The organism is Streptomyces sp. NPDC016309, from assembly GCF_043077235.1.
Classification (GTDB): Bacteria; Actinomycetota; Actinomycetes; order Streptomycetales; family Streptomycetaceae; genus Streptomyces.
The window spans coordinates 636,013-661,372 of the sequence record NZ_JBIBSG010000003.1 but is presented as its reverse complement, the minus strand read 5'-3'; the positions used below and the strand labels follow the sequence as shown (position 1 = coordinate 661,372).

The 25,360-nt window shown below is 73.4% G+C and carries 22 protein-coding genes; 7 read left to right on the top strand and 15 right to left on the bottom strand.

The window, feature by feature from the left end; genetic code table 11:
- The first annotated feature begins 4 nt into the window (after positions 1 to 4).
- Entirely contained in the window at positions 5 to 589 is a 585-nt protein-coding gene (locus ACF068_RS10795) for a TetR family transcriptional regulator (protein WP_392273834.1), read from the top strand.
- A 144-nt stretch (positions 590 to 733) separates the two neighbouring features.
- On the opposite strand, the gene ACF068_RS10790 is transcribed toward ACF068_RS10795, so the two are convergent.
- The 3 genes from ACF068_RS10790 to ACF068_RS10780 all read right to left on the bottom strand — a co-directional run bounded on the left by ACF068_RS10790 (position 734) and on the right by ACF068_RS10780 (position 3,152).
- Complete coding sequence (locus ACF068_RS10790) at positions 734 to 1,594, bottom strand: D-alanyl-D-alanine carboxypeptidase family protein (protein ID WP_392273875.1); 861 nt, start codon at positions 1,592 to 1,594, stop codon at positions 734 to 736.
- Between the two features lie 207 nt (positions 1,595 to 1,801).
- Complete coding sequence (locus ACF068_RS10785) at positions 1,802 to 2,698, bottom strand: YihY/virulence factor BrkB family protein (RefSeq protein WP_392273833.1); 897 nt, start codon at positions 2,696 to 2,698, stop codon at positions 1,802 to 1,804.
- Positions 2,699 to 2,819: 121 nt separating this feature from the next.
- A complete protein-coding gene (locus ACF068_RS10780; protein ID WP_392273832.1) occupies positions 2,820 to 3,152 on the bottom strand; it encodes an STAS domain-containing protein in 333 nt (110 codons plus the stop codon).
- Positions 3,153 to 3,902: 750 nt separating this feature from the next.
- Between ACF068_RS10780 and ACF068_RS10775 the strand changes: the two genes are divergently transcribed.
- Positions 3,903 to 4,574 carry a LysE family translocator gene (locus ACF068_RS10775; protein WP_392273831.1) on the top strand — a complete coding sequence of 224 codons (672 nt, stop codon included), beginning with the start codon at positions 3,903 to 3,905 and terminating at the stop codon, positions 4,572 to 4,574.
- A 94-nt stretch (positions 4,575 to 4,668) separates the two neighbouring features.
- Here the strand turns inward: ACF068_RS10775 and ACF068_RS10770 are convergent, their stop codons facing one another.
- Positions 4,669 to 5,877 (bottom strand): glycosyltransferase, encoded by a 1,209-nt coding sequence (locus tag ACF068_RS10770; protein WP_392273830.1) that lies wholly within the window; start codon positions 5,875 to 5,877, stop codon positions 4,669 to 4,671.
- A 106-nt stretch (positions 5,878 to 5,983) separates the two neighbouring features.
- The gene (locus tag ACF068_RS10765; RefSeq protein ID WP_392273829.1) at positions 5,984 to 6,958 is read right to left on the bottom strand and encodes a hypothetical protein; all 975 of its coding nucleotides are present in this window, start codon (positions 6,956 to 6,958) and stop codon (positions 5,984 to 5,986) included.
- Between the two features lie 144 nt (positions 6,959 to 7,102).
- On the opposite strand from ACF068_RS10765, the gene ACF068_RS10760 reads away from it, so the two are divergent.
- Complete coding sequence (locus tag ACF068_RS10760) at positions 7,103 to 7,840, top strand: hypothetical protein (RefSeq protein WP_392273828.1); 738 nt, start codon at positions 7,103 to 7,105, stop codon at positions 7,838 to 7,840.
- Between the two features lie 91 nt (positions 7,841 to 7,931).
- Here the strand turns inward: ACF068_RS10760 and ACF068_RS10755 are convergent, their stop codons facing one another.
- From ACF068_RS10755 to ACF068_RS10715, 9 genes are all read right to left on the bottom strand, one after another.
- Positions 7,932 to 9,929 carry a class I tRNA ligase family protein gene (locus tag ACF068_RS10755; protein ID WP_392273827.1) on the bottom strand — a complete coding sequence of 666 codons (1,998 nt, stop codon included), beginning with the start codon at positions 9,927 to 9,929 and terminating at the stop codon, positions 7,932 to 7,934.
- On the bottom strand, positions 9,926 to 10,978 hold the full coding sequence (locus ACF068_RS10750; protein ID WP_392273874.1) for an NAD(P)/FAD-dependent oxidoreductase: 1,053 nt from the start codon (positions 10,976 to 10,978) through the stop codon (positions 9,926 to 9,928). The genes ACF068_RS10755 and ACF068_RS10750 overlap by 4 nt, the downstream gene beginning before the upstream one ends.
- Before the next feature lie 107 nt (positions 10,979 to 11,085).
- Positions 11,086 to 12,408: a lysine N(6)-hydroxylase/L-ornithine N(5)-oxygenase family protein gene (locus ACF068_RS10745; protein ID WP_392273826.1), complete on the bottom strand. Its 1,323-nt coding sequence runs from the start codon at positions 12,406 to 12,408 to the stop codon at positions 11,086 to 11,088.
- A gap of 89 nt (positions 12,409 to 12,497) precedes the next feature.
- Positions 12,498 to 13,931, bottom strand: a complete 1,434-nt coding sequence (locus tag ACF068_RS10740) for a KamA family radical SAM protein (RefSeq protein ID WP_392273825.1) — start codon at positions 13,929 to 13,931, stop codon at positions 12,498 to 12,500.
- A gap of 212 nt (positions 13,932 to 14,143) precedes the next feature.
- Positions 14,144 to 14,755 carry an SET domain-containing protein gene (locus ACF068_RS10735; RefSeq protein ID WP_392273824.1) on the bottom strand — a complete coding sequence of 204 codons (612 nt, stop codon included), beginning with the start codon at positions 14,753 to 14,755 and terminating at the stop codon, positions 14,144 to 14,146.
- A 4-nt stretch (positions 14,756 to 14,759) separates the two neighbouring features.
- Entirely contained in the window at positions 14,760 to 16,046 is a 1,287-nt protein-coding gene (locus tag ACF068_RS10730) for a peptide ligase PGM1-related protein (protein WP_392273823.1), read from the bottom strand.
- An 11-nt stretch (positions 16,047 to 16,057) separates the two neighbouring features.
- A complete protein-coding gene (locus tag ACF068_RS10725) occupies positions 16,058 to 16,780 on the bottom strand; it encodes a class I SAM-dependent methyltransferase (protein ID WP_392273873.1) in 723 nt (240 codons plus the stop codon).
- A gap of 329 nt (positions 16,781 to 17,109) precedes the next feature.
- Positions 17,110 to 17,970, bottom strand: coding sequence for an alpha/beta fold hydrolase (locus ACF068_RS10720; RefSeq protein ID WP_392273822.1), 861 nt, complete (start codon positions 17,968 to 17,970; stop codon positions 17,110 to 17,112).
- On the bottom strand, positions 17,970 to 19,274 hold the full coding sequence (locus ACF068_RS10715) for an MFS transporter (RefSeq protein WP_392273821.1): 1,305 nt from the start codon (positions 19,272 to 19,274) through the stop codon (positions 17,970 to 17,972). The genes ACF068_RS10720 and ACF068_RS10715 overlap by 1 nt, the downstream gene beginning before the upstream one ends.
- Positions 19,275 to 19,512: 238 nt before the next feature.
- Here ACF068_RS10715 and ACF068_RS10710 point away from each other — a divergent pair, with 238 nt between their 5' ends.
- Together ACF068_RS10710 and ACF068_RS10705 are read left to right on the top strand one after the other, a co-directional pair.
- Complete coding sequence (locus ACF068_RS10710; protein WP_392273820.1) at positions 19,513 to 20,805, top strand: acetyl-CoA carboxylase biotin carboxylase subunit family protein; 1,293 nt, start codon at positions 19,513 to 19,515, stop codon at positions 20,803 to 20,805.
- Complete coding sequence (locus ACF068_RS10705) at positions 20,798 to 21,913, top strand: GNAT family N-acetyltransferase (protein WP_392273819.1); 1,116 nt, start codon at positions 20,798 to 20,800, stop codon at positions 21,911 to 21,913. The genes ACF068_RS10710 and ACF068_RS10705 overlap by 8 nt, the downstream gene beginning before the upstream one ends.
- A gap of 65 nt (positions 21,914 to 21,978) precedes the next feature.
- On the opposite strand, the gene ACF068_RS10700 is transcribed toward ACF068_RS10705, so the two are convergent.
- Positions 21,979 to 23,040, bottom strand: coding sequence for a YncE family protein (locus ACF068_RS10700; protein WP_392273818.1), 1,062 nt, complete (start codon positions 23,038 to 23,040; stop codon positions 21,979 to 21,981).
- A gap of 126 nt (positions 23,041 to 23,166) precedes the next feature.
- On the opposite strand from ACF068_RS10700, the gene ACF068_RS10695 reads away from it, so the two are divergent.
- Together ACF068_RS10695 and ACF068_RS10690 are read left to right on the top strand one after the other, a co-directional pair.
- A complete protein-coding gene (locus tag ACF068_RS10695; RefSeq protein ID WP_392273817.1) occupies positions 23,167 to 24,051 on the top strand; it encodes a LysR family transcriptional regulator in 885 nt (294 codons plus the stop codon).
- A gap of 253 nt (positions 24,052 to 24,304) precedes the next feature.
- A complete protein-coding gene (locus tag ACF068_RS10690) occupies positions 24,305 to 25,306 on the top strand; it encodes a ScbA/BarX family gamma-butyrolactone biosynthesis protein (protein WP_392273816.1) in 1,002 nt (333 codons plus the stop codon).
- The last annotated feature ends 54 nt before the right edge of the window (positions 25,307 to 25,360 follow it).

Here is a 25,360-nt window from a genome sequence, read left to right as displayed (position 1 = left end):
CGTCATGGCACGGGACTCCAGCGCGACCAAGGCCCGGCTCCTCGACGCGGCGCTCACCGAGTTCGCCGCCCATGGGGTCGCGGGCGCCCGCGTCGACCGCATCGCCGAGGCGGCCGGCGCGAACAAGCGGCTCATCTACGTCTACTTCGGCAACAAGGAAGAGCTCTTCGACCACGTCATGCAGCGGGCCCTGGAGGCAGGCGCCGAATCGGTGCCGTTCGACGTGACGGACCTCCCCGGGTACGCCGGCGCGATCTTCGACCACCTGGCCGACCGGCCGGAGCTGATGCGGCTGGTCGTCTGGAAGCAGCTCGAGCGCCCCACGGCCACGGCCGCGCAGGGCGAGGCCTACGCCGTCAAGATCGACGCGGTCGCCGCCGCCCAGCGCGCGGGGCGGATCGACCCCGCCTTCCGGCCCGCCGACATCCTGACCCTGGTGCTGGCCCTCTCCCAGGCGTGGTTCGCGGCGGCGGGCGGCCCGGCCACCGAGCCGGACGGCTCCGCGTGGAGCGAGCGGCGGCGGGCGGCGCACCGGGCGGCCGTGGTGGAGGCGGTCAGGCGCCTCGTCACTCCCGTACGCCCGGACTGACCCGCCAGGGCTGACGCGCCCGGCCCGGCCCGCCGGCCCTGTGCGGACCGGGGCCGGCCGGCGCACCCGGCGGGACGCACCCGGACCGGCGGACCGTGCCACGACGGAACGGACCGGCCGGGGCGGGGCGGGCCCCGGTCGGTGTCAGTTGCGGAAGCCGTGGTCCAGCAGCTTGGTGGCGTCCGTGTTGCGGTTGGCCTCCGAGGACGAGGCGAGGACGGTGCCGATGAGGGTCCTGCCGCCCCGCGTGGCGGCGAAGACCAGGCAGTACTTGGCCTCCGGGCCGGAGCCGGTCTTGACCCCGACGGCGCCCCGGTAGGTGCCGAGCAGCTTGTTGGTGTTGGTCCACGCCATGTCGCGGTGGCCGCCGTTCTTGGTGGTGACCCGCTGTTTCGTCGAACGGGTCTTCACGATGGCGCGGAACGTCGGGTTCTTCATCGCCTTGGCGGCGAGCGTGGCGAGGTCGCGCGGGGTCGAGTAGTTCTTCCCGTTGCCGATGCCGTCGAAGGAGTCGAAGTGGGTGTTCTTCAGGCCGAGGCCCTTGGCCGTGGAGTTCATCCTGCCGACGAACGACCGCACCCGGTCCTGCCGGGTCCTGCCGGTGCCGAAGTGGTCGGCCAGGGCGTACGCGGCGTCGCACCCGGAGGGCAGCAGGAGCCCGTACAGAAGCTGCCGGACGGTGACCTTGTCGCCCACGATCAGCCTGGCCGAGGAGGCGGTCTTGGCGACGATGTAGTCGCTGTACGCCATCTGGACGGTGACCTTCTCGTCGAGGTCGAGGCCCTTGCGCGCGAGCACCACCTCGGCCGTCATGATCTTGGCGGTGGAACCGGTGGGGAGCCGGCCGTCGGCGCCCTTCGCGTACACGGCGGCGCCGGTACCGGCGTTCATCACGAAGCCGCCCTTGGCGGTGATCGACGGCTGCCGCGCCGGGGCCGCCCGCACCGGTCCCTCTGGCGCTGCCGCCGCCTGTGCCGGGACGGCGCCCGCCGCGGCCGTGAGCACGACGGAGACGGTGACGCCCGCAGCCGCGAACCTACTGGTGTTCCTACTGTTCAAAGCCAACGCTCCCACACATGCAGCCGCGGTGGTGCTGCTCGAAAAGACCGCTACCGGGAAGACACACCGACCGGTCCCGGGGATGCACCCCGACCGCCGGAACCCACCGAACGAGTGACGCGTCAGGCGGCGGGTCCACGGGCCGGCCGGTGCTCAGGGGGAGCAGGGGTCGGGCCTCTTCGGCCGTCCCGCCGAGGAGAGTTCGGCGTTGAACTGCGCGCCGGCCAGCAGGACGACGTGGGAGACCCAGAGCCAGACGAGGAACGCCACCACACCGGCCAGTGATCCGTAGAGGCGGTTGTACGTCGCCATGTGCGCCGTGTAGTAGGCGAAGCCCACCGAGGCGAGGAGCCACAGCGCGACCGCCAGCGCCCCGCCGGGCACCGTCTCGCGCAGTCCGCGTGCCTCGGCCGGGCCGGAGCGGAACAGCAGGAGGACGAGGGCCACGACGACCACGAACAGCAGCGGCCACTTCAGCCCCGCCCAGACCAGCGCCACCTGACGGTCCGTCCCGGTTCCCCGGCCGATGGCGAGGGCGACCCGCTCCGCGGCGGTCAGCGTCAGCACCCCGCACACCAGGAGCGCGAGGACCGTCACGGCCCGGAGCACGATGGCGGGGAACGTCCGCCAGGCGGGGCGGCAGTCGGGGACGCCGTACATCGCGTGCAGCGCGCGCCGGAACACGGCCAGGTAGCTGGAGGCCGACCACAGCGCGGCACCGGCGGTGAGCACCACCAGCAACCAGGGAACGGAGGCCCCCTCCTGCCGGCCCGCCAGGACCTGTTCGAGCACCGGGCGGGCCGCCTTCGGTACGAACGGGCCGAACTGCGCGATGAGCTCGTGGGGCGTCCCGGTGCCGAGCAGGGCGATGACGAAGACGAGCACCAGCAGGGCGGGGAACACCGCCAGGACGGCGTAGTAGGTCAGCGCGGCGGCCCAGTCGGTGAGGTCGTCCTCCCAGACGGCGACCGGCGTACGGGCCAGCGCCCGTGCGTACCGGGCGCGTGGGCGGCGGGGCGCCGATCCGCTCGCGGGGACACCGATCGCCATGTAACCACCGTTCCGTTCCGGCCCGCCCGGTCCGCCGGCCGCCCCCATGCCGGGCGGCCGACGGCTTTTCCTCCCTGCTGCCCCGCCGCCGCGCCTTCACGCCGGGGCGGGGCCGCCGCGGTCAGTCGGCGGGCGCGGTGGAACGCAGGTCGGGGGCGATGCGCAGCGCGGTGTCCAGGCCGCTGAGCCTCAGGATGCGCCGGAGCTGGGGGCACAGCGGGCCGGCGACGATCATGTGCTGGGTGCGGTGTCCGCGTACCAGGGTGTTGAGCAGGGTCGAGTCCGCGAAGGACACCTGGCTGAGGTCGACGACCGTACGCGACACGCCGGGGGCCTCGGCGGCGGCCGCGAGCGCCGAGTCGAGCTGGACGGAGGTGACGACGTCGAACTCGCCGGTGCACAGGATGATTCTGGTGCCGTCGTCGTCAGGCAGTGCCTGGACGTGCGTTCTCACGTGCCGCCTCCCGCTTCCCCGTCGGCCCCGCCCGCGCCGCCGGCCGTGCGGCGCGATGAGCGGAACCCTTTCTTCCATGGCTTCCTGGGGGCACGGTCGCGCATGCGCCTTCTCACCCTTCCGGTTCCCGAACGGATTCTGCGGCGCGTACGGCACACCGTGCGGGGCCGGCGTACGTCCGGTTCGACGACGCACTCCGCGGGCGGTGGGGCGGCGTGGGGGGGCCGGGGAGACGCCGGCCGCTTCCCCGCCGACGGGGGGGCGGGCGGGCCGAGCAGCGCCTGGGGGTGCCCGAACGGCCGTCGCCGGCCGAAGCCCGGCGGGCGGTCGTCGCCGCCCCCACCGGGGCGTGAACAACACCCTCCTCAGCAGTGTCACCGCTACGGTCTCCGCCCAAGCGGGCATGACGGGATGACGCCACAAGTCGGATCTCATGCCCCGTGCGCACCGGCGCACCGGTGCGCCACCCGCGCATTCCGCGCCTTCTGCGCCACCAGCACACGAGCGCACGGGGCCGTTCTTCTCCTTCGAGGACGCAGGGACCGTGCCGACATCGTCTGCCTGTCCCGTCCCTCAGCGGGTACGGGACGCCCAAGGCCCTGACGCTGATCCGCCCCCGTACGACCTCCGGAAGGGCCGGCACACGGGGCCTGGCCATCTGACCGTGCCCGCGGCGCAGCGCGCGCCGGGGCCCCCGGAGGCAACCGGCCCCGGCGGCGGACACGCCCTGGGGCGGAGGGAGGAGAGCGCATGTCGGTCGACCTCGCCGGCTTCCTCGGCGTCGTGGTGGTGGCCTACGTGGTCCCCGGCCCGGACTTCCTGGTGGTGGTGCGATCGGCCGCCGAACACCCCTCGAAGGGGCGGGCCGCGGCGCTGGGCGCCCAGGCCGGCCTGTGCGTGCACATGCTGGCGGCCGCCGTCGGGCTGTCGGTGGTCGCCGCCCGTTCTCCCGCGGTGTACGACGCCATCAAGCTGCTGGGGGCGGCCTACCTGGTCTGCCTGGGCGTACGGGCGGTGCTCGCCGCGCACCGGGCCGCGCGCGAACGGCGGCACGGGGACGGGCCGGTGCCGGGCACTCCGGCGGAGCCCGCGCCCCCGGCCGAGGAGGAGGGGGCAACCCGGAGCCGTCGGCGGTCGGGCTTCACCCAGGGCTTCCTGACCAACGTCCTCAACCCCAAGGCGGCCCTGTTCTTCCTCAGCATCCTGCCGCAGTTCGTCAACGGCGGCGGTTCCCTGACCCGGCAGATCTTCTTCCTCGGGATCCTGGACGTCGTCATCGGCGTCGTCTACTGGTTCGGCCTGGTCCTCGTCGCCGCCCGCCTGCGCTCCCTGCTCGCCCGGCCCACGATCCGCCACCGCTGGGAGCTGACCACCGGATGGCTGTTCATCGCCATCGGCATCGGCGTCGCCACCCTCGCCTGACCGTGATCGCCGGGCGTCACGCCCCGGGGCGCCGGCGTCCCGGGCCGCCGGGCGTCCCGATCATGGCGCTGTGCCGCTGAGCCGCTCATCGGGCTCACTCCATGGCGGCGATCCGGGCGAGCAGCGGAGCGGCGCCGTCCTCCGCGGCGATCCCGTCGGCGAGTTCGGCCGCGCGCCGGCGAAGGGCCGGCTCGGCCAGACAGGCGGTGACGGCGTCGCCGAGGGCTTCGGCGGTGAGGTCCTGGAACGGCACGGATCGGGGGGCGACTCCCAGCCGATGGAGCCGGGAGGCCCAGAACGGCTGGTCGGCCATGACGGGTACGGGCACGGCGGGTACTCCGGCCCGCAGCCCCGCGGCAGTGGTACCGGCTCCGGCGTGGTGGACGACGGCCGCGGTACGGGGGAACAGCCAGTCGTGCGGGACGTCGCCGACGGCCAGGACGTCGTCGCCGCGGCCGCTCAGTCCGGCCCACCCCGCCTGCACCACGGCGCGCACCCGCGCCCGCTTCACGGCCGTGCCCACCAGCTCACTGAGCCGTTCGCCCTCCCCCGGGGCCATGCTGCCGAACCCGATGAACACCGGGGGTGGACCCGCCTGGAGGAAGTCGGCCAGTTCGCCCGGGGGCTGGCGGCCGGCCGGCCGCGCGGGCCACCAGTAGCCCGACACGTCGACCCGGGACGGCCAGTCGTCGGGGCGGGGCACCACCAGCGGGCTGAAGCCGTGGAAGACCGGCCGGAGGTCCCCCACGGCCGAGGGCGCGCCGGGGGGCAGCCCGAGGCGGGCGCGCAGGCGGGTCACGGCGCCCGCGAAGACCCCTTCGGCGCGCTTCAGCACGTCGCGGCCTGCGGCGAGGTTGCCCTCCGGCCCCGGGTCGCCGGTGCGGTGCGCGCCGGGCAGCGGGAAGTGCCGGGTGGCGAACGCCGGTGTGAGGTAGGTGCCGATGACCGGGACGCCGAACGCTTCGCCGGCCGCCAGGCTGAGCGGTGCCGGCCCGAAAGCGGTGAGCAGGAGGTCGGCTCCGCCCGCCACGGCATCCGCCACACCGTCGGCGAGCCCGTCCGCGTACGCCCTCGTGAGCGCCCGGACCTCGTCCCGTGAGGCGGCCCGGGACCAGGACCGGATCAGCTCCCGCGGGTCTCCCGGCACGGGCCGGTGGTCGAGGCCGCATCCGCCGAGCAGCGCGGCGAACTCGGTGTGGGCGGCCACGGCGACCTGATGCCCCGCGTCCAGCAGGCGCCGCCCCAGACCGGTGAAGGGTGCGACGTCTCCCCGTGACCCGGCGGTGATGATCAGAATGCGCATGGAGCGATTCTCCTCCGCACCGGCCTGCCTTTCGGCCGTCGTCCTCACGGGCCTCGCGGCGACCGCCGTACGTCCGGGGCCGAGGGCTCGATCCGGCGACCGGACGCTACTGGATGTTCAGGCGGAACGGGTGACCGGCGTCCACCGGGCAGGTGAAGACGCGCAGTTCACCGAACCGCCCGACGTTGAGGTCCGGGTCGTGGCCGCTGTCGAAGGTCAGGAACAGCCGGCTCCGTGCGCCGCAGGCCGGGCAGTCGACCCGCATCAGGTCCGTCAGGTGCCAGCTGGGCCAGCCACCGGCCTTCCACCCCTCCTGGCAGGAGAGGACGCGGTGGTACTCGGCGTCGCGGTCCTCCGCCCAGGCCTCGGCCTCGGCCACCAGCTCGTCCGGGAGTTCGTCCTGGTCGGGCAGGTCGGTCACCTCGACCGGGTCGAGGAGGCAGGGCCGCGGCACGTACCCCGCCACGGCGTCGCCCGGCGCGGGGGGCTGCGCCAGGGTGGCGGCCCGCGCCGCCGCGCGGTGGCGCATCTCGACGGCGGGTCCCCAGTAGTGCGACTGCCCGGGCAGGGCGGAGTGCTCCTGCGGGCACCACAGGACCTGCAGCACGTCCATGCCCTCCGGCCAGTCGAGGGTGGGGGCGTCCTGCGCGCGGAGCTGGAGCACCGCGACCATCGGCACTCCCGGCACGGCGGGGACCGGCACCCGGCGGATCCGCTCCCAGGTGCGCATGTCGAGCGCGCCGGCGCCGTCCATGATGCGGGACTGGAGCGCGGCCTCCTCGTGGGTGAGTTCGTACGCGGCGTTCGGCTTGCCCGCCCGTCGGTCGCGCATGGCGCGGTCCGTCCGCTGCCAGGCTTCGCGCTCCTGCTCGGAGAGCTTCTCCCGTACCTCGACCATGTGCGGGCCCCGGCACACCGGCCATTCCTCCTCGGCCGGCCACAGCAGCGGGCCGCCCACGTGGCTGTCGAGCACGGTGGGCCGGCCCGCCCGCGGGCGGAGCAGGGTGGCCTTGCGGGCGTAGGGCGTGAGGGCGGGTATGTCGGCGAGGAGCGCGTCGACGCTCGGGTTCACTGTTGTCACACGCGACACCGTAGAACGCGGTCCAGCGGTCGGGTGACGCGCGTCGGCGTGGGCGCGGGGCCCGGCTAGGGTCGTTCGCCGGATACCGGGTGGCGGCAGGTGGACGGCCACCTACACGGACGACGGGTTTCAGGGGGGTTTGGCATGGACGCCAGTATCACTTCGGCGTTGATCGGCGCCATCGCCGTGGGCGGCACGGCTCTCGGTACGGTGCTCGGCGGATGGGTCCAGGCACGTGGTGGTCAGGCCCAGGCCAGGGCCGCCCAGCAGGCCGCGCAGATAGCGGCGGAGGCCACCCACCACCAAGCCCTCTACGACCGTCGCTGGTCGCTGCTGGCGGCCTACCTGCGAGCCGCCAGCGAATGCATGGAGGCCGCGGACCAGCTTTACAGCACCGACTCCGTACCCGAGACCCGGCGGCGCTGGCACGCGTTCACGCTCGCCCACGCGGAGGCCGAACTGGCGGCGCCGGCGGCGCTTCTCGTTCCCATCGACGACGTCCGCAAGGCCGTGGGGCGCATGTACTGGACGGCTCAGCGCGCCGCACCCGCGAGGCGCGCCTGGAAGGAGCTCCAGAGGCGCGCGAAGCAGGGGGAAGCGGCAGCGGTCCGGGCGCGGGAGGCGGTCGAGACCCTCTGGGAGGTGGACCCGCAGGTCGCTCCCGCGCAGCGGGCGGCGTCTTCCTCGTACGTGGAAGCGGAGCAGGCTCTCGGCGGCCTGCCCGGGTTCGACGACGACCACACGGCTCTCCTCCTCGACATGACGCGACATCAGTGGGAGGCCGCCGCCCGCGACCGGGAGACACGTAAGGAGAACCACATCGCGGCCCGCCGGGAACTCGTGGCGGCGGCGCGGAACGTGTTCGGCACCGACCGCTTCTGACTGCACGGTCGTGGTGGAGCCCCGCGCCCCCGTGTCGCCGGTGGTGTGCCGGCGGGGGGAGGCGGGGCTCCGGGCGCGCGGGGCGGCGGGGCTACACCGTGGCGGGTGTCTCCGGGGTGGGCCGGAAGAAGACGGCGGACGCGAGGCCGACGGCGCTTCCGGGCGGGAGGAGTTCGACGGTGTCCGGCCACGCCTCGGGCCGCGGCAGGCCCAGGGCCGTGGCGAGCCGGGAGGCGAAGCGGGGCATCAGCGGGGTGGCCGCGGTGGCGAGCAGGCGGGCGGCGGCCAGTTCGAGGGCGACCGCGGTGCGGTTCTCGTCCTGCCACGCCCGGTTGCCCGCGAGGAGTGCCTGGTGGCGCCCGAAGGTGGCCGCGTCCTGGACGATGCCGTCCAGTTCGGCGGCGGCCTGCCGGAGGGAGAACCCGTCGGGGCCGAGCGCGGCGGTGAGGGCCGCCAGGCGGTTGCCGAGCCTGCCGAGGAAGGCCGAGTGCTCGGGGGTCCAGTTGCCGGCGTCCGGGGCGGTGCCCTGGTGGTGGGCGTCGACGCGGCGCCCCAGGTCGTTGAGCCACTCCTGCCAGGTGCCGATGAGGGTGTCCCGGAGTACGGAGTCGTAGGCGGCGCGCCGGAAGTCGGTGCGTTCGCCCTCCGGGCGGGTGCGGGCGAGGAAGTACCGGACCGCGTCCACGCTGTCGGGCCCGAGGATCTCCTTGCCCCAGATGGCGTGGCGGCGGCTGGTGGAGAACTTGTCGCCCTCCAGCAGGTAGAACTCGTTGACGTGGTAGTCGATGTCGGGGGCCCACTCCGGGAAGGCGAGCTTGTAGAGGACCGGGTAGAGCACCGAGTGGTAGAAGCTGTTGTCGTAACCGAAGAAGTGGACGATCTTCCAGTCCGCCCGGGGGTCCAGCGCCCGCCAGTCCTCGCCGTTGCGGGCCCCCAGGGCCTGGATGCCGTGGAGGAAGCCGTACGCCATCTCGGGCCACACCCAGATGACCTGGCCGTCGGTGGTGTCCTCGGCGGGGGTGACGCCCCAGGTGGAGGGGTGGGTCAGCGGGATGTCGAGGGCGGGGCGGGTGAACAGGCGGTGGGCGAGTTCGGCCAGCCGGGCCGGGACGCGTCCCTGGCCGTGGTGTTCGCGGACCACGTCGGCGAACTCGTGGAGGGGCAGGGACAGACGGGTGACCGGCTCGCGGCGGGGGGCGGCCGGTGACAGCGAGGACCGGGGGTCCTTCAGGTCGCTGACCACGTTGGGCTCACCGCACTCCTCGCACAGGTTGCCACCGGTGGCGGCCGCGCAGTGGGGGCAGGTGCCGGTGACGTCCACCTCGTAGAGGTACTGGCCGCCTTCCGCGTCGAAGAGCCCCTCTCCGGCCGTGGGGGTGACCGGTCCCGAGGCGACGAGCCGGGAGAAGTACTCCCGCAGGCCGTCCGGGTAGCGCGGGTCGGTGCTCGTCACCGTGTACTGGTCCGGCTCGATGTCCATGAGCCGCAGCGTCTCGGCGATCTCGGCGCTGTAGTGGGCCGCCGTGCCGGCGGGGTCCCCGCCCTCCTTGCGGGCGGCGCCCAGGACGTAGCTCTGGTAGTCGTCGCTGCCGGTCAGGTGCCAGGCCCGGGTGCCGTTCATCCGCTGGAAGCGCACGAAGGCGTCAGCCCCCAGGTACGGCCCGGACAGGTGCCCGAGGTGCAGATCGCCGTTGGGGGTGGGCGGGGTGGAGAAGACGAAGACCGGCCGGTCGCCGAAGCCCTTGCGGGCGGTGGAGCGGGCGGAGGCCATCGCGCGCTCGGCGTCCCGCCAGTACTGGGTGAGGAAGACCAGGTCGGTGGTGCCGGTGTTGTGCAGGACGTGGGACTCGAAGGGTTCGAACAGCGCCACCGTGCCGGGCTCGGCGGCGTACCGCTCGGTGCCGGCCACGAACTCGCCGCTGCCGGCGACGACGACGAACAGCTCGGTCTCGTCGTGGTGGTGGCTGTCGGAGCTGCGGCCCGGGGCGACCCGCCCCCAGCCGGCTCCCACGCCCAGGCCCTCGACGGAGCTCATGTCGATGCCGAACGCCTCGTGCAGCGCGTCCGGGTCGTACCTGTTGATGATCACCTCTGGTCCTCCTGTGCTGGATGCGCGGGATCGAGCAGATCGGCGGCCTCTTCGGCGATGGCGGGTGCGAGCCGGTAGCCCGAGCCGCCCGCCGCGCCCGCGAACACCAGGCGCCCGTGCGGGTCGAGCGCGGTCACGAGCGGTTCACGGGCGGGGCCGTACGCGTCGCAGAAGACCCGCCCCGAGACGCAGTCGCCGACCAGGGCGGGCGCGTAGCGGCCCAGTACGGCCCGGGCCTCGGCGAGGTTCCGCGCCGAGACGCCCTGCGTCACCGACCGGGGGTCGACGTCCCACTCGGGGCAGGTGTAGCTGAACAGCCAGTGTCCGCGGTGGTGCAGGGGCAGCAGGAACGCGTCCTCGTCGTGGAAGACGATCGCGTGGTCGCCGTCGCGCGGCGGGACGTCGACGTGCATCGCCACGATCTTCTTCACCCGGGCGCCCAGCGGTGCCACGAGCCCCTGCCAGGCGGGGGCGTCGAGCCAGGGGCCGGGGGCGAGGAGCACCCGCTGCGCCGTGAGGGTCCGGCCGGTGCTCAGGTCGATCTCGACGGCCTTCTCGCCGGGGTGTACGCCGGTCACGCGCACGCCCTCGTGGAAGGCGGCCCGGCCGCGCAGCCGCCGGGCGAGGAGCTGGGTCAGCGCGGGGACGTCGGCGTACTGGCAGCCGTCGCCCTGCCAGGCCGCGGTGCCGGGCGGGAGGAGGACCCGGTCGTCGGGCGGGCCGGCCACGGGCCGGAGGCGGGCGCTCGGGAGGTAGGCCGCGTGCAGTTCCGCCGCGCGGTCCGCGGAGGCGACGACGGTCATGGGCAGGGGACGGACGGGCAGGTCGGGGTAGCGGGCGAGCAGCGCGGCGTAGGCGTCCTGGCTGCGGGCGGCCATGCGGCGCACCCGTTCGGTGGCGCCGCGGGGGAAGTGCAGGCCGGCCGAGCGGTGGCTGGCGCCGGAGCCGATGGTGTCCTGGTCCAGGACCACGACGGAGGTGCCGGGGCGGCGGGTCACGACCTCGTGGGCGGTCATGCAGCCGATGACCCCGGCCCCGACGACCACCACGTCCACGTCCGTGTCCCCGCCCCTGTCCACGGCCGCGTCCGGGCCGCTGTCCACGACCGCGTCCGCGTCCCCGCCCACGGCCGGGAGCACCGGGCCGGTGGGCGCCGTCACGGGAGCCACGCGTTCTTGGGGCCGGTCTTCGTCGACCACTCGATGAACGAGGCCAGCGGGTCGTCGCTGCGCACCCCGCGCAGCCGGTCCGCGATGCGCCGGCTGCGCCAGGCGTTGAGGCTCAGGTTGGGGTCGGCCAGTCCGCGCTGCTGACGGACCGCGTTCTGGACGAAGATGTTGCGGTCCGGCGGGCCGTCCCACCGTACGGCGAAGTCCTGGTCGACGCGCAGTTCGCCGTCCTCGCGCTCCAGCCGGTCGGCGATGGGTGCGAGGAAGTCGGTGGGGGCGGGCCGGAAGCCGGTCGCCCAGACGACCACGTCCGCTTCGTGCCGCTCCAGTTCCCCGGGCTGCTCGTTGTGCCGTGTCGCGATGTCCCAGGTGTCTCCGATGCCCCGGCCGACCTCGACGACCTCGCGGTTGGGGTGGAGCCGCACCAGGTCGGGCAGTCCGTCGACGAAGCGGTGGACGTACATCTGCTGGTAGATGGCCCGCAGGGTGTGGGGGGAGATCCCGTCGCTGCTCAGCACCTGCTCGGCGTTGAAGGCCTTCCGCGCGTCCACGGGCAGGCCGTAGAAGTAGTCGGAGTGGCAGGGCATGTAGAAGTCGTTGGTGAAGGGCGAGTCGTCGATCGGGAAGTAGTTGCGGCGGCGGGAGATCCAGGACACCCGCCGGGGCAGCGCGTCGCCGGGCCGGGAGATGAGGTCCAGGAAGGCCTCCGCGCCGGACTGCCCGCCGCCGACGACCACGATCCGCTTGCCGCCCATGTCGCGTGCCCGGGTGGTGAACTCGCTGACGTGGAACTGGGTGGGTTCCGGTCGGGGTGACGCCTGGGGCGGTACGTAGGGGCGGCTGCCGACGCCGAGCACGACGTTGTCGGCGGTCAGGGTGCGCCGGTCGGTGCGTACGCGGAACACGCCGTCGTCGAAGCCGACCTCCCGCACCTCCTCGCCGAAGACGATGTTGTCGTTGCGGGCGCAGGCCCAGGCCAGGTAGTCGCGGAACTCCTGCCGGGGCACGGCGGTGAACTGCGCGTTGATGAAGTGGTAGGCGCGGCCCTGGTCGTGCAGATAGGCGAGGAACGAGAAGGGGTTGGTCGGGTCGGCGAGGCTGACCAGGTCCTTGAACAGCGACACTTGCAGGGTCGTGCCGGCGATCTGCTGTCCGTCGTGCCAGCCGAAGGCCGGTTTCCGGTCGAGGAAGAGGTTGGACACCTCGGCGGGCGTGTGCAGGAGGGATGCCAGGCTCAGGTTCGCCGGCCCCACTCCGACCCCGATGCACCGGTAGTGCGCCACGGGGCGGTCGGGACGGTTGTGTCCCATGTCCGGGCCTCTCTTTCGGGTGACGATGAAGGGATCAGTGACTGCGCCGGTCCACCGGTGGGGGGTCGCGGCGCGCGGGGCGGAGGGCCTCATCGCACGGCGGAGAAGCGGGGCCCCGGGGTGGCGACGCGGGGGGCGGGCGCGCCGGGGGCGGAGCTGTCGAGGGCGTGCGACCGCCACCACTCGCGGCCCTCGTCCGGCAGGGTGTACACCGGGTCGTAGTACTCGTAGAGCCGTGACAGGTCGTCGGCCTCGCCCGGGTCGAGGTGGGTGCGGTAGTTCTTCGACCAGTAGGAGATGCCGTGCACCCGGTCGTAGTCGGTGAGCTGGTGGACCCAGCGCTTCCCCACGAAGGGCACGTCACAGACGATGCGCGGGGTCGCGAAGCCGGGGAGGTAGCCCATGATGGCGTGCTGGAGTTCCTGCGCCTCGGCGACCGACGTCCGCCAGTGCTCGCTGTACGGGATCATGTCGCACATGTAGAAGTAGTAGGGCATGATCCCGGCGCGGTCGAGCAGGGCGAAGCACAGGTCCAGCAGGGCCCTCGGGGTGTCGTTGACGGTCCGCAGCAGGACGGCCTGGTTGCGGACGTCGCGCAGGCCGGCGTCCAGGAGCAGCCGTGAGGCGTGGGCGACGCTGCGGGTGATCTGCTGCTCGGCGTTGGCGTGGGTGTGCAGCGCGATCTGTACGCCCCGCGCGCGGGCCGTCTCCGACAGCCGTGCCACACCGGCCAGGACGGCTGCGTCGGTCCAGTACTGCGGGAGCCCGATCAGGCCCTTGCTGGCCAGCCGTACGTCCCGTACGGACTCGATCTCCAGCAGCGCGTCGACGAACGCCTCGACCCGGGGCCACGGCACGTTGGCGATGTCGCCCCCGGAGACCACCACGTCCCGCACGCTCGGGGTCTTCCGCAGGTAGTCGATCATGGCTTGGAGCCGTGCCTCGGGCTTGAGCACGAAGCGGGTCTTGCCGACCTGGGGGGTGGAGTTGCCCACGAGGTCCATGCGGGTGCAGTGCCCGCAGTACTGCGGGCAGGTCGTCACCAGTTCCGCCAGCACCTTGGTGGGGTAGCGGTGTGTCAGCCCCTCGGTGACCCACATGTCCCGCTCGTGCAGCGAGTCGCGGTCGGCGTAGGGGTGGGAGGGGAAGTCGGTCCGGCGGTCGGAGAACACCGGCAGCATGTAGCGGCGGACCGGGTCGGCGTAGTAGGCGTCGGTCAGCGACCCCGGCCGCCCGGACGGTGCGTGCGGCGCGATGGTGTTGATCATGTGCGGGGTGATGAGCAGCGACATGGTCGCACGCTCGCGCTGGTCGCGCTCCAGGTCGGCGAAGAAGGTGTCGTCCAGCAGGTCGCCGGTGACGGCGCGCAGTTGGCGGAGGTTCTTCACGCAGTGGGCTCGCTGCCACTGGGGCGAGTTCCATTCCTCCTCGGTGGCCTCGCGCCACCCGGGTAAGCGCCGCCAGTCGGGTTCCTCGGCCTCCGTGCGGCGGTAGGAGTACGGCTGTAGCAGGCCGTCGGACATGCCAATCCTCTCGGTCGGTTCCACGTCGGTGCCGGGGGCGGGACGGTGGGGGTACGGGCCCTGGCGGGCCCTCGCCACCCCGTACCGGCGCTGCCGCTCCGCTGCCGCCCCACGCCCCGCGGCCGCCGGTGCCGCGGGGCGTGCGGGAGCCGGGCCGTGGCCCCGGGCGCCGGCACGGGTGGCCGTGCGTCCGGAGCCGGCCGGCCGGGCGGTCAGCGCACGAAGGAGGGCGCGCACACGCTCGCGCCGCTGGACACCTGGTCCAGGGTGCTCATTCCGCGCAGCGCCCGGCCGTAGGGTTCGCTCAGGGTGGTGAGCACGTCGTGCAGCGGCTGGTCCACCTCGGGGAGCTGCCGCAGGGCCGCCTCCACCCGGTCCTTCCAGCGTCCGGTGACGGCGGGGTCGGTGCCCTGGTCCGTCGTGACCGTTCCCCGGCAGTCCGGGCCGCGGCACAGGCACCGCATGCTCCAGCCGGCGTCCTCGACGAAGGTCGCGTAGTCGCACGTGACCTCTTCGCCGGGGGCGATGTCCCGTACGGCGATGCCGAAGTCCAGACCGAGGTCGAGGACGTTGGCGTCGCAGGAGTGGTTCATCAGGTAGGCGCCGAGGCAGGGCAGGAGCAGGCTGCCGTCCCGCAGCAGGTGCCCGTAGGTGTCGAGCGCCGTGAAGCGCGCCTCGGGCAGGGCCGCGACCTCCTCCTTCGACCAGCGGGAGCATTTGGTGCAGGGTGCCCAGACGGCGGTCCCGGCCGGGATGGGCTCGGTGGCGAACAGTCCCACGTTGTGGGTGCGGCTGGCGCGTACGTCGATCCCCTTGGTCAGCACGGGATCACGACAGCTTCAGCACGTCGGCGAGACCGGACTCCAGTTCGTCCACCCGGCTGTGGCTCTCGGCCAGGACCAGGTAGCGCCACTTGCCGTCGAAGGCGAGCGTGTCGGAGGTGAGGACCACGCCTTCCCGCGCGCCGGCGGTGAAGTCGAGGCCCGCCCGGCGGACCCGCGCGAGGCCGGCGGCGAAGTCCCGCTCGACCCCGCCGGGCCGGGAGTCGGCCGCCCATACGGCCCTGGCCGCCCGCTCCGTGCCGAGCAGCCGCCGGACGAGCAGGTCCAGGTAGGTGCAGCCGGTCTTCCGGACGTTGCTCTCGGTGGAGTAGAGCACGTCGTCCGCGGTGATGCCGCCGTCGATGTCGAAGGGGCCTCGGTAGCCCTCCGCGTGGAGGTGGCGGCCCAGCGCCAGCCCGCCCTCGACCAGTTCCTCCACCGCCGAGCTGCTCGCCACCAGCGGTGTGACCTGCCCGCTGAAGCTGCCGTTGGGGGTGCGCATCTCCCCGACGTGCATGACGCGGGGGCCGTCCTCGTACACCTCCATCTCGACCGTCACCACCCGGGCGAAGTCGAGCCGTTCCTCGACCACCCATCCGGGGGGCTGCTCGGCGACCGTCGGGAGGTAGGCGGCGAGCTTGGCGTCCAGCTCGGGCAGGTCCGCCGCGTCCCAGAAGCCGACGCCGTAGCCGTTGGAGCCGCGTGCGGGCTTCACGACCGCCGCGCCCTTCTCGGCGAGGACCTTACGCAGGCCGGCGGCCAGTTCCTCGGGGGTGTCGCAGGTGAGCCCGTCGGCGACCCTGATGCCGAGGTCGCCGGCGAGCTGCCGGAAGCCGGGCTTGGTGTTGATCCGGTACGCGGCTTCCACGGCGCTCGCGGGCACGCCGTCCGGCCCGTACCCCTCCACGGGTACGCCGATCTCCGCCGCGAACTCGACGGCGGGGCGGTCCTGGGCGAAGGCCTGCATCCGGATGCCGGGCCGCTGCCGCACCTCCGAACGCAGCCGCTCCACCAGGCCGTTGCGGCGGACTGCGGCGGTCAGTGTCGCCAGGCCGTCCGTGGGGGCGTCCAGCAGCGTGACGTCCGAGGGGGAGAAGCCGAGCAGGTCGCAGGCGTAGTCGCGCAGCGGTTCCGACATGGGCCGGGGGGTGACGAGGACGTCGCCGGGCTGGGTGAGCCAGATCTTGCGCGGCGAGACGGCGACGAGCGCGTCGGCGTGGCGGTGCACGGGGACGGTGACCATCAGCTCGTTGACGAAGTTGCCGAAGACCAGCAGGGTGTGCTCGCGGTGCACGGTGGTTGTCCTCACTTCCGGGGCTTCACGCCGCCGTAGATGGCGTGGCCGGCCTTCATCCAGTGGACGTCGACGTCGGTGAACCCGGCGTCGCGGAGCCAGCCGAGCTGGTCGAAGAGCGGGGAGGGCTTGTCGAGTTCGTCGGGGTACTCGTAGCAGCTCCACTCCAGCGCGTGGAACCGCTCGTACGGTTCGAGACCGCCCGTCCCGGCCAGGCTCTGCGCCTGGACCGACTCGTTCCACATCCGGCGGGCGAGGGCGAGGCCTCGCTCGGCGACGGGCTGGACGAGGTCGGCGATGACGAGGGCTCCGCCGGGGCGCAGCATGGCGAACACATCGGTGAACAGCTCGCGTTTGCCGTCACCGTCCAGGTGGTGGACGGCCAGCGAGGACACGACCGCGGCCGGTGCCTGTTCCCGGGTGCGCCAGTCCTTGGCGGCGAGGTCGAACTTCTCGGTGACGAAGCGGGGGCCGTAGGAGGACAGTTCCCGCTGCGCGGTGCCCAGCATGGTGGGGCTCAGGTCCAGTCCCACCACGGTGGCCTGCGGGAAGGCGGCGAGGAGCGCCCCGCTCAGCCGGCCCTGGCCACAGCACAGGTCCAGGATCTGCGCCGGGCCCTCGGGCTCCGGGACGAGCGAGGTGACGACGTCCATCTGCACGTCGCGTTCCGGGACGAAGTACTCGCCCAGCTCGATGAACTCGCCCGAGTCGTCTTCTTCCCAGTCCTGTTGCACGCTCAAGGGATGCTTCCTTTCGCTTTCTCGCGATGGTCGGAACATCGTCGCCACGGCCGGGCGCGGACGGGCGTGCCATGCCTCCCGGAAGGAGAACCGGGCATGCCCGCATGGCGACAGGAAAAGCGCAGCCTTGCCACCGGCGGACTACCGGCGGACTACCGTCGAAATACCGTCGGAATTTCCGGAACAAACTCCCGGCCGCCCGTCAATGGGCAGGAAAAAGGGAGCGGGCAAGACTCGTTCATGTGAAGGTCGGTGAACGAAAAGCAATGATGCTGATTATTTCCCCCGCCGCCGGTCCGCGGCCTTTCCCCCGTTCTTTCCTATCATACGTGAATTGCGGACTTGCGGTCCAGGAATTGCCGGATCGCCGTCGTGACGGCTTCGGTGGCATCGGCGTGGCACATGTGCCCGGCGCCGGCGACGACTTCGGGCGTGCCGCGGGCGACGGACCGGGCGAGGCGTGCGACATGGTCGGGGCCGGCCCAGCCGTCCAGGTCCCCCGCGATGACGAGGGTGGGACGGACCACGTCGGCGGCCCGCTCCATCACCGCGTCCAGGCGGGGGAACACGGCTTCGTTGAAGTGGCGCAGCGCGTCGGTGTTCGCCGGCCACCCGGCGAGCCGTGCCTGCCAGGCGCGTACCGCCGGTGTCATGGGCCCCACCCACAGCGGGATGACGTCGGCGATGAGCCGGCCGAGGGCGGCGTCGTCCGGGGGGTACTCGTCCCCCTGCGCGGCGAGCACCTCCAGCGCCCCGGCCACCGCCGGCTCCGCGCGCCGGGCCTGCTGGAACGCCTCCGCCACGGCCTCGGCCTCGTCGCCGCCGTACGCGGGTGTCGCCAGCAGCACCAGGCTGCGGACGAGGTCGGGGCGGTCCGCGGCGACCAGGGTGGCGACCACCCCGCCGTGCGAATGGCCCAGCAGGTCGACGGGCCGTCCGCCCGCCTCCCGCTCGATCCAGGCCACCAGGTCCTCCGCGTACCGCTCCGGCCGGTAGGCGTCCGGACCCCCGGGGCGCGGGCTGTCCCCCGTACCGCGCGGGTGGACCACGGCCACCGTCCGGCCGCCCGGGGCGGCGAGGGCGGCCAGGGGGTCCAGGTAGTGCGGGTGCATGCCCGGCCCGCCGGGGTGGCACACCAGCAGGGGGCCGCTGCCGTACCGGGTGGCGGCCGGCCTCAGCGCCATCACGCCTCCTTCGGTACGAGCAGCCGGGCGCAGAGCGCGGAGGCCACCGTGAGCACCGCCGCGACGGCCAGGGCGTTCTGCGGCGAGGTGGCACCCACCAGGAAGCCGCCCGCCGCGGTGCCGATGGGGAACCCGATCAGGTTGACGCTGATGGAGACGGTCATGATGCGGCCCAGCCAGCCCGGGTCGGTGCGCCGTTGCCGCAGGGAGAGCAGGCTGACGTTGACCGTCCCCTCCATCAGGCCGAACGCGGCCAGTCCGGCGGTGAGGGCGACGAGCGAGCCCAGCGCGCTGAGGGGGAAGATCGCGACGGCCGCGAGCGCGGTCGCGCCCACCAGGTAGCGGCGTTCGACCCCGGCGCGGACGAGTTTGCCGGCCACGAGCGCGCCCATGCCGCCGCACAGCCCGGCGACGGCCCACACCACGCCCACCCAGCGGCTCGACGCGTCCCCCTCGGCGCCCCACCGCGCGATGGCGACCGGGACGATGAGGACCAGCATCCCGTACGACACCTGGAACAGGGAGTAGGAGACCGCGAGTCCGCGCAGGGTGGCGTTGCGCAGGAGGTAGACGACGCCCTCCCAGGCCGAGCGCAGCAGGTGCGGCCGTGGTCCGGTCGTGTCGGCCGCGCCGGACGCGGCGCCCGGGGACGCGACCTTGGCGGCGGTCCCCGCCCCGGCCGACGTGCCCGCGCGCAGCAGGGCCAGGCTGAGCCCGGCGAGCCCGTACATGGCGGCCACGGTGATCAGCGTCGGGTTGGCCCCGAGTCCGGCGAAGAGGGTGCCGGCGACCAGCGGCCCGCCCACCTCGATCACCGAATAGGTGCTCAGGTCCAGCGCGTTGGCCCGGTCGTACGCGGAATCCGGGACGAACTGCGGGAACAGCGTCCGGATGCCCCCGTCGGTCAGCGGGCTGGTCAGGGAGAACAGCGTCAGCAGGACGTAGAGGATGACCGGCGTCAGCCGGTCGGCCAGGGAGAACACCGCGATGGCGCCGATGATCAGTCCGCTGGCCGCGGTGTCCAGGGCCACCGCCCGCAGCGCGCCGAACCGGTCGAGAACGGCGCCGGCCACGGGGCTGATGAGGAACCCCGGGAGGGTCAGGAAGAAGCCGCTCATTCCGGCGACCGAGGCCGAGTCGAATTCGGCGAGCGCGTACAGCACGATGACGAACAGCAGCATCCCGTGCGCCAGTCGGGACAGGGATGCCGCGAGCAGGAGTTGTGGAACGTTACGGCTTGCGAGGACCTGTCGGTACGTGACGACCGGATTCGGAGAATCCACTGAACCCTGCGGTGGCGTCATGCTGACGCACTCACTCGTAAGCCGGCCGTGTCCGCGGTGTGCCGCGCACGGAAACACATCACGCGAAGTCCCCCGTGTCGTGAAGATACCAGTGGTACGCATGCGTTCGAGCGAGAGTGATGTTGCCACAGGCAAAGCACCTATGGAAGCCTCGCTGTACGTCGGCCAGGGGGGTCGTATCTTTCCGGCCAGCGCGTAATGCGGACTGCTTGGCGAAATTCCGAGGGGGGACGAGCAGGTGGCGAACGAGTTCTCACCGCGCCCGACCGGCGCGGAGCACGACATTCTCTATCTGGGGTGGCAGCGAGAGGCCGTCGAGGCGCTGAGGCGTCTCGGCGCGCGGGTGGCCTGTGTCGTGTCGTCGTCCGATCGGTTCAAGCCGACCGAGGAGGGCTTCGACGGCCCGCTGGCCGTGGCCGGCGACCACACGAGTCCCGAGAGCGTGCTCGGCGCGCTGGACGAACTGGGTCTGGCGCCCGACCGGTTCTGGACCGTGTGCTCCGAGGACGAGTTCGCGATCGTCACCGCGGCCGTCCTCGGCAACCTCGGCTGCCGGCGTGCGGTCCCCGTCGCCGGTGCGCTGTCCTTGCGCGACAAGGCCGCCCAGAAGAGGCTGGTGCGCCGGGCCGGCCTGCCGGTCGCCGCGTGCGTGCGCGTGCCGGACCTGGCGGCGGTGGAACGGGCCGTCTCCTCGCACGGCATCGGCCTGCCGTTCGTCGTCAAACCGCCCGCCGGCGCCGGCTCCCAGCACACCCATGTGGTGCGGGACCGGCAGGAGATGGCCGCCACGCTGGACACCCTGGCCGAACAGGCCGGCGGTGCCGTCGGCCCGTGGCTGGTCGAGGCGTTCGTGCCCGGCGAGGAACTGCACGTCGACGGGGCCGTGCGCGACGGGAAGCTCGTCCTGGCCTCGGTCAGCCGGTACCTGCACAACGTCGTCGAGGTCCACCACGGCCGTCTCGTCGCCTCCGCCACGCTGGACGACGTCACGGAGCGCGGGCTGACCGACGCCGCCACCCGTCTGACCGAGCGGGCCCTGACCGCGCTGGACCACACCGACGGGGTCTTCCACCTGGAGGCCTTCCACGACGACGGCGTCCTCACCTTCAGCGAGTGCGCGGGCCGTATCGGCGGCGGGATGATCCTGGAGGCCGTACGCGGCAAGTACGGCACCGACCTGTACGACGAGTGGGCCGCGGCCGTCCTGGACGTCCCCTCCCCCGCCCCGGCCGGCCCGGGGGAGCCGCGTCCCGGCTCCTTCGGCTGGGCGAACCTCACCGCGCCGCCGGGGCCCCTCCGCAACCTCCCCACCCGGGGGGACATCGAGGCCAGGCCCGGGGTGGTGGAGGCGCAGTTGTGGGCGAAGGAGGGTGACGTGGTCGACGACATGCGCCAGGCCTCCCACCTCCTGGCCGCCAAGGCCCTCGTCCACGCGCCCACCGAGGAGGCCGCCCGGGCCCGCCTCGTCGAGGTGGCGTCCTGGTTCACCGGCACCCTGCGCGGTGAGGACCAGGGGCGCGGCGATGCGTGAGCCCCGGATCCTGGACCTCGCGCGGGCCGCCGCCCTGCCTTCCTGGGCGGCCCTGTGCGGCCCGGCCGACCTGTTCTGCACGCCCCGGTGGCTGGCGGTGGAACAGGACCGGGTGGGGCCCTGGGTGCCCGCCGCCCACGGGTGCCTCGTCGCCGGCGAGGACGACGACCTCACCGCGGGCCTCACGGTGCTGGCGTTCGACCGCGCGGTCGACGACGACACCTGCCGCCTGGACAAGATGGTGCGGGAACTGCCCGGCGCCCGTCACCTGCCGGCCGGCGAGCTCGAGGACGCCCTCCTGCCCTCCCTGATGTGCGGCGGATGGTTCAACTCCACCGTCCTCACCCGCCCCGGTGCCACCGCCCGGGAGGCCGCCACGGCCCGCCGCGGCCTGATCGACGAGGCCGTGGCCACCGGCCGGCGATGGGGCGGCCGGGCGGTCTTCTTCCCCTTCCTCGACGCCGGCGACACCGCTCTGCGCGCCGACCTGGAGCGGGCGGGCTTCCGCGAACTGCCCGCGCCCGCACGGCACGTCCTCGACTCCGACCACCGGGACCACGGGGCGTACCTCGCCGCGCTCCCGTCCCGCCGGCGCGTCCGGATCCGCAAGGAACTGCGGCTGTTCGCCGAGGCGGGCGTCGTCACCGGCCACACCGCCCTGGACGGCTCCAACGTCGAGCGGATCGCCGCGCTCGCGCACAACCTGGAGCGGAAGTACGAGCAGTCGTCCACGCTCGACCAGATGACCGACTGGTTCGCGGCCATCGCGAAGCACGTGCCCGCCTCGGTGTTCACCGCGGAACTGGAGGGCCGGCTGTTCGCCATGACGCTGTGGCTCCACCACGAGGACCGGCTGTACGGCTTCCACGCCGGGTTCGACTATGAGATCGGCCGCGGGCTGCCCATGTACTCGGTGGTCGGTTACCACCTGCCGATCGCCCACGCCTGCTCCGACCCGGACGTCAAGGTGCTGGAGTACGGCACCAGCGCGGACCACGCCAAGCTGATCAGGGGTACGCGCGCCATGCCGCAGGTCCTCGCCGTGAAGCCGCTGACGCCACGGGCCGAGGCCGTGCTCGACGCGCTGGCGGCCTGGCCCGCCGGGTGAGCGCCCGCGCACCGTTCCGGCCGCCGTCGCGGCCGCCCGCCGACCGTCCCTCCACCGCTCCGGTCTCAGGTGGAGGCGGCGGCGCGGGCGGGCGCGGCGGGCACGTACGCCAGCCCGTGGGCGCCCGGTTCACCGGTCCTGGCCACGGTCAGCGTCGTCACGACGGACTCCGAGACCAGGTCCACCACGGTCACCGTGCTGGACACCACGGCGGAGACGTACGCGTACCGCCCGTCCGGTGAGGACGTGATCGTCAGCGGGAAGGCACCGACGGGGATCCGGGCGTGCCGGCCCGCGTCACCGTGCACGTGCAGCACGCCGGGGGCCTGCGCGCCCAGCGCCGCCCCACCCGGTTCCGACCCGCCCGGCGCCATGCGCAGTTCGCCGGCCAGCAGCAGCCCGGTGGAGGTCATGTGCACCGGGAAGACGACGCCGTCCGTGGGCAGGGTCCGCACGACCTCGCCGGTCGCCGTGTCGATGACCCGCACCCCCGCGTCGCGGACCGGGACGCCGTCGAGCGACCCCTTGGGCGAGGCCGCGTACACGTGCCGCCCGTCCCCGGAGACCGTGATGCCCTCGGTGCCGCCCGGCATGTCCACCCGGCCGGCGAGCGTTCCCCGCCGTACGTCGACGACGGACACGAACGGCGCCTCCTTGTTCGCCGTGTAGGCGTGGCTCCCGTCGGGCGTGAGGGTGAACCAGTGGGGACCGGGCGCGCCCACCGCCACGCGCCGCACCGGGCGCAGTGTGTCCGCGTCCAGTGCCACGAGCGCCCCCTCCTCGTCCCCGTGCGCCTCGACGCTCACCCACAGCAGGGCCCCGGCCGGGTCGAGGGCGATGCCGTGCGGCGCCCATTCCGGCGCGAGGCCGACGACTCCGGTCACCCGCCGTTCATCGGGGTCGATGACGACGATCTCGCGCGCCGGCCCGCTGTTGGCGTGGTAGTAGCCGGAGCGGTAGGTGATCGTGCAGTACAACCGCCGCCGGGCGGTGTCGAAGCACAGTTCGTGCGGTTCGGCGGGGACGGCGACCTCGCCCAGCCGGTCGTACGTCAGGGTGTCGAAGAAGGTCACCGTGGGGCCGCTCTGGCTCACCACGGCCAGGACGTCGTTGTGTGTCGGGTTCATGCGCCCAGCTTCCGGCGGGTCGCGGATTGACTCCAGTGCACTGATGTCAATGAGTATGTGCGTGCGGATCAATCGGGGTGGCCGGGCCGGACGGGCGCGGTCGTCCGTGTGGGGGGAGTCACACCGTTGGAGTCGCTCGACCTGAACCTTCTGGTCGCCCTGGACGCCCTGTTGGAGGAGGAGAGCGTCACCGGCGCCGCCGCCCGGTTGCATGTGTCGGCTCCCGCGATGAGCCGCACGCTGGGCCGCATCCGTACCGCGCTCGGCGACCCCGTCCTCGTACGGGCCGGACGTCATCTGGTGCCCACGCCCCGTGCCGTCGCGCTGCGGCCCCGGGTGCGCGCGGTCGTGCGCCAGGCGCGCGGGCTGCTCGCGCCCGAGCCGGTCAGCGATCCCGCGGCCCTCGTGCGCGAGTTCACCGTCCAGGCGAACGACCTGCTCCTCGCGGGGTTCGCGGCCCGGCTCATCCGTGCCGTCGCACGGGAGGCCCCGGGCGTCACGCTCCGGTTCCTGCCGGAGAGCCTGGAGGGCACCCCCGCGCTGCGCGAGGGGCGGGTCGACCTCGAGGTCGGCGTCATCGGGCACCCGGACCCCGAGACCCGCACCGAACTCCTGGGCGAGGCGCGGCTGCTCGGGGTCGTCCGGCCCGAACATCCCCTGGCCGCCCGGAAACGGGTCACGGTGCGCGGTTTCGCCGCCGCCGAGCACATCGGGGTGTCCCGGCGGGGCCGGGTGCGGGGCCCGGTGGACGAGGCGCTCGCCGCCCTCGGTCTGCGACGCCGGGTCGCCGCCGTCGTCCCGAGCTGGTCCGCCGCGCTGCATCTGTGCCGTCAGGCCGACTTCGTCTGCCTCGCCACCGAGCCGGTCGCCCGGGCATTCGGGCTGTACGGCTTCGAGGTGCCGCTGGACCTGCCCCCGCTGACGCTCGAGATGGCCTGGCACCCGCGCAACGACGCCGATCCGGCGCACGCGTGGCTGCGCGACAGGGTGCTCACGGCCTGGCGGACATGACGGCCGCCCGGGCGCCGGACCGCGGCCTCGTGGTCCGGTGCTCCTGTCGTTCCGTACCTCCGACGGAGCCCCGGCATGGGGATCGAGACAAATGCAGCCGGTCTTTCGGCCGTCTTGGGCGACCAACGTGCTTGGCGCACATGCCAGTTGCGAAAACGCAGGTGGAAATTAAACCGGTTGGTATGTATCTTCGGGGCTGGAGAGCAGCGGACGTCTCGGCCCGCTGTACACCGAGTGCGTCCTGGGGGGAAACATGACTACGAGCACGTTCCGGACGGAGCACTCCCCGAGCGCCCCGCCGCTCGCGGAGGACCGGGGGGCGGGCCCGGCCCACTGCCCGCCGGCCTTCCGCTTCCCCTCCCTGACCACCACCGTGCCCAAGGAGTTCGTGCACCGGGCCGCCGTCGCCGAGGTCATGCTCACCGACTGGCGGCGCCTGGACGACACCCATTTCCATGTGACCGGCCAGTGGCCGCGGGGGCACAGTTTCTTCAGCGCGATAGACGGTCACCACGACCCGCTGCTGGCGGCGGAAACGATCCGTCAGATCGGATCGCTCCTCGCCCACGCGGAGTTCGGCGTCCCGTTCGGCCACCATTTCCTGATGTGGGACCTGGAATACACCGTCGTCCCGGAGCACGTGCTGGTCGGTGACGCCCCGGCCGCGCTGGACATCGACGTGGTGTGCACGGAGGTCAAGCGGCGCGGCGACAACCTGACCGGTCTGCGCTACACGGCGGTGATCAGGCGGGGCGGCCAGGTGGCCGTGACCGGGAGCGCGTCGTACACCTGCACCTCCCCGGCGGTCTACCGACGGCTGCGGGCCGGCCGCGGGGCGGCCGACGGGCGGCCGCCGATCCCCCTGACCGCTCCCGCGTCGCCGCAGAGCGTCGGCCGGACGTCGCCCATGGACGTGGTCCTCTCCCCCATCGGCGAGGAGAGCCGCTGGCAATTGCGCGCGGACAGCCGTCACCATGTGCTGTTCGACCACCCGGTCGACCACGTCCCGGGGATGGTCCTGCTGGAGGCGGCCAGGCAGGCGGCGGCCGCGGCGCTCGGCGACGGCGGTACGTTCCCGCTGGCCATGACCGGCCGTTTCACCCGGTACGCCGAGCTGGACACGCCCTGCATGGTCGGGGCGGAGGTCCTGCCGGAGCCCACCGCGGCGGGGCACCGGCTGGTGCGGGTGACCGGCCACCAGGAGGGCGAGGACGTCTTCTCCGCCACGGTGACGGCGGCCTCCCGACCGCTCTGACCCCGTGGGCGCCGCGTCCCCACCGCCCCCGGCGCGCCCGGCACCCGCCCGCCC

Coding starts and splice junctions, on each gene's coding strand:
- ACF068_RS10795 (WP_392273834.1), top strand. CDS start 5: ATGGCACGGGACTCCAGCGCGACCAAGGCCCGGCTCCTCGACGCGGCG.
- ACF068_RS10785 (WP_392273833.1), bottom strand. CDS start 2,698: ATGGCGATCGGTGTCCCCGCGAGCGGATCGGCGCCCCGCCGCCCACGC.
- ACF068_RS10775 (WP_392273831.1), top strand. CDS start 3,903: ATGTCGGTCGACCTCGCCGGCTTCCTCGGCGTCGTGGTGGTGGCCTAC.
- ACF068_RS10770 (WP_392273830.1), bottom strand. CDS start 5,877: ATGCGCATTCTGATCATCACCGCCGGGTCACGGGGAGACGTCGCACCC.
- ACF068_RS10760 (WP_392273828.1), top strand. CDS start 7,103: ATGGACGCCAGTATCACTTCGGCGTTGATCGGCGCCATCGCCGTGGGC.
- ACF068_RS10745 (WP_392273826.1), bottom strand. CDS start 12,408: ATGGGACACAACCGTCCCGACCGCCCCGTGGCGCACTACCGGTGCATC.
- ACF068_RS10740 (WP_392273825.1), bottom strand. CDS start 13,931: ATGTCCGACGGCCTGCTACAGCCGTACTCCTACCGCCGCACGGAGGCC.
- ACF068_RS10720 (WP_392273822.1), bottom strand. CDS start 17,970: ATGGCGCTGAGGCCGGCCGCCACCCGGTACGGCAGCGGCCCCCTGCTG.
- ACF068_RS10715 (WP_392273821.1), bottom strand. CDS start 19,274: ATGACGCCACCGCAGGGTTCAGTGGATTCTCCGAATCCGGTCGTCACG.
- ACF068_RS10705 (WP_392273819.1), top strand. CDS start 20,798: ATGCGTGAGCCCCGGATCCTGGACCTCGCGCGGGCCGCCGCCCTGCCT.
- ACF068_RS10700 (WP_392273818.1), bottom strand. CDS start 23,040: ATGAACCCGACACACAACGACGTCCTGGCCGTGGTGAGCCAGAGCGGC.
- ACF068_RS10690 (WP_392273816.1), top strand. CDS start 24,305: ATGACTACGAGCACGTTCCGGACGGAGCACTCCCCGAGCGCCCCGCCG.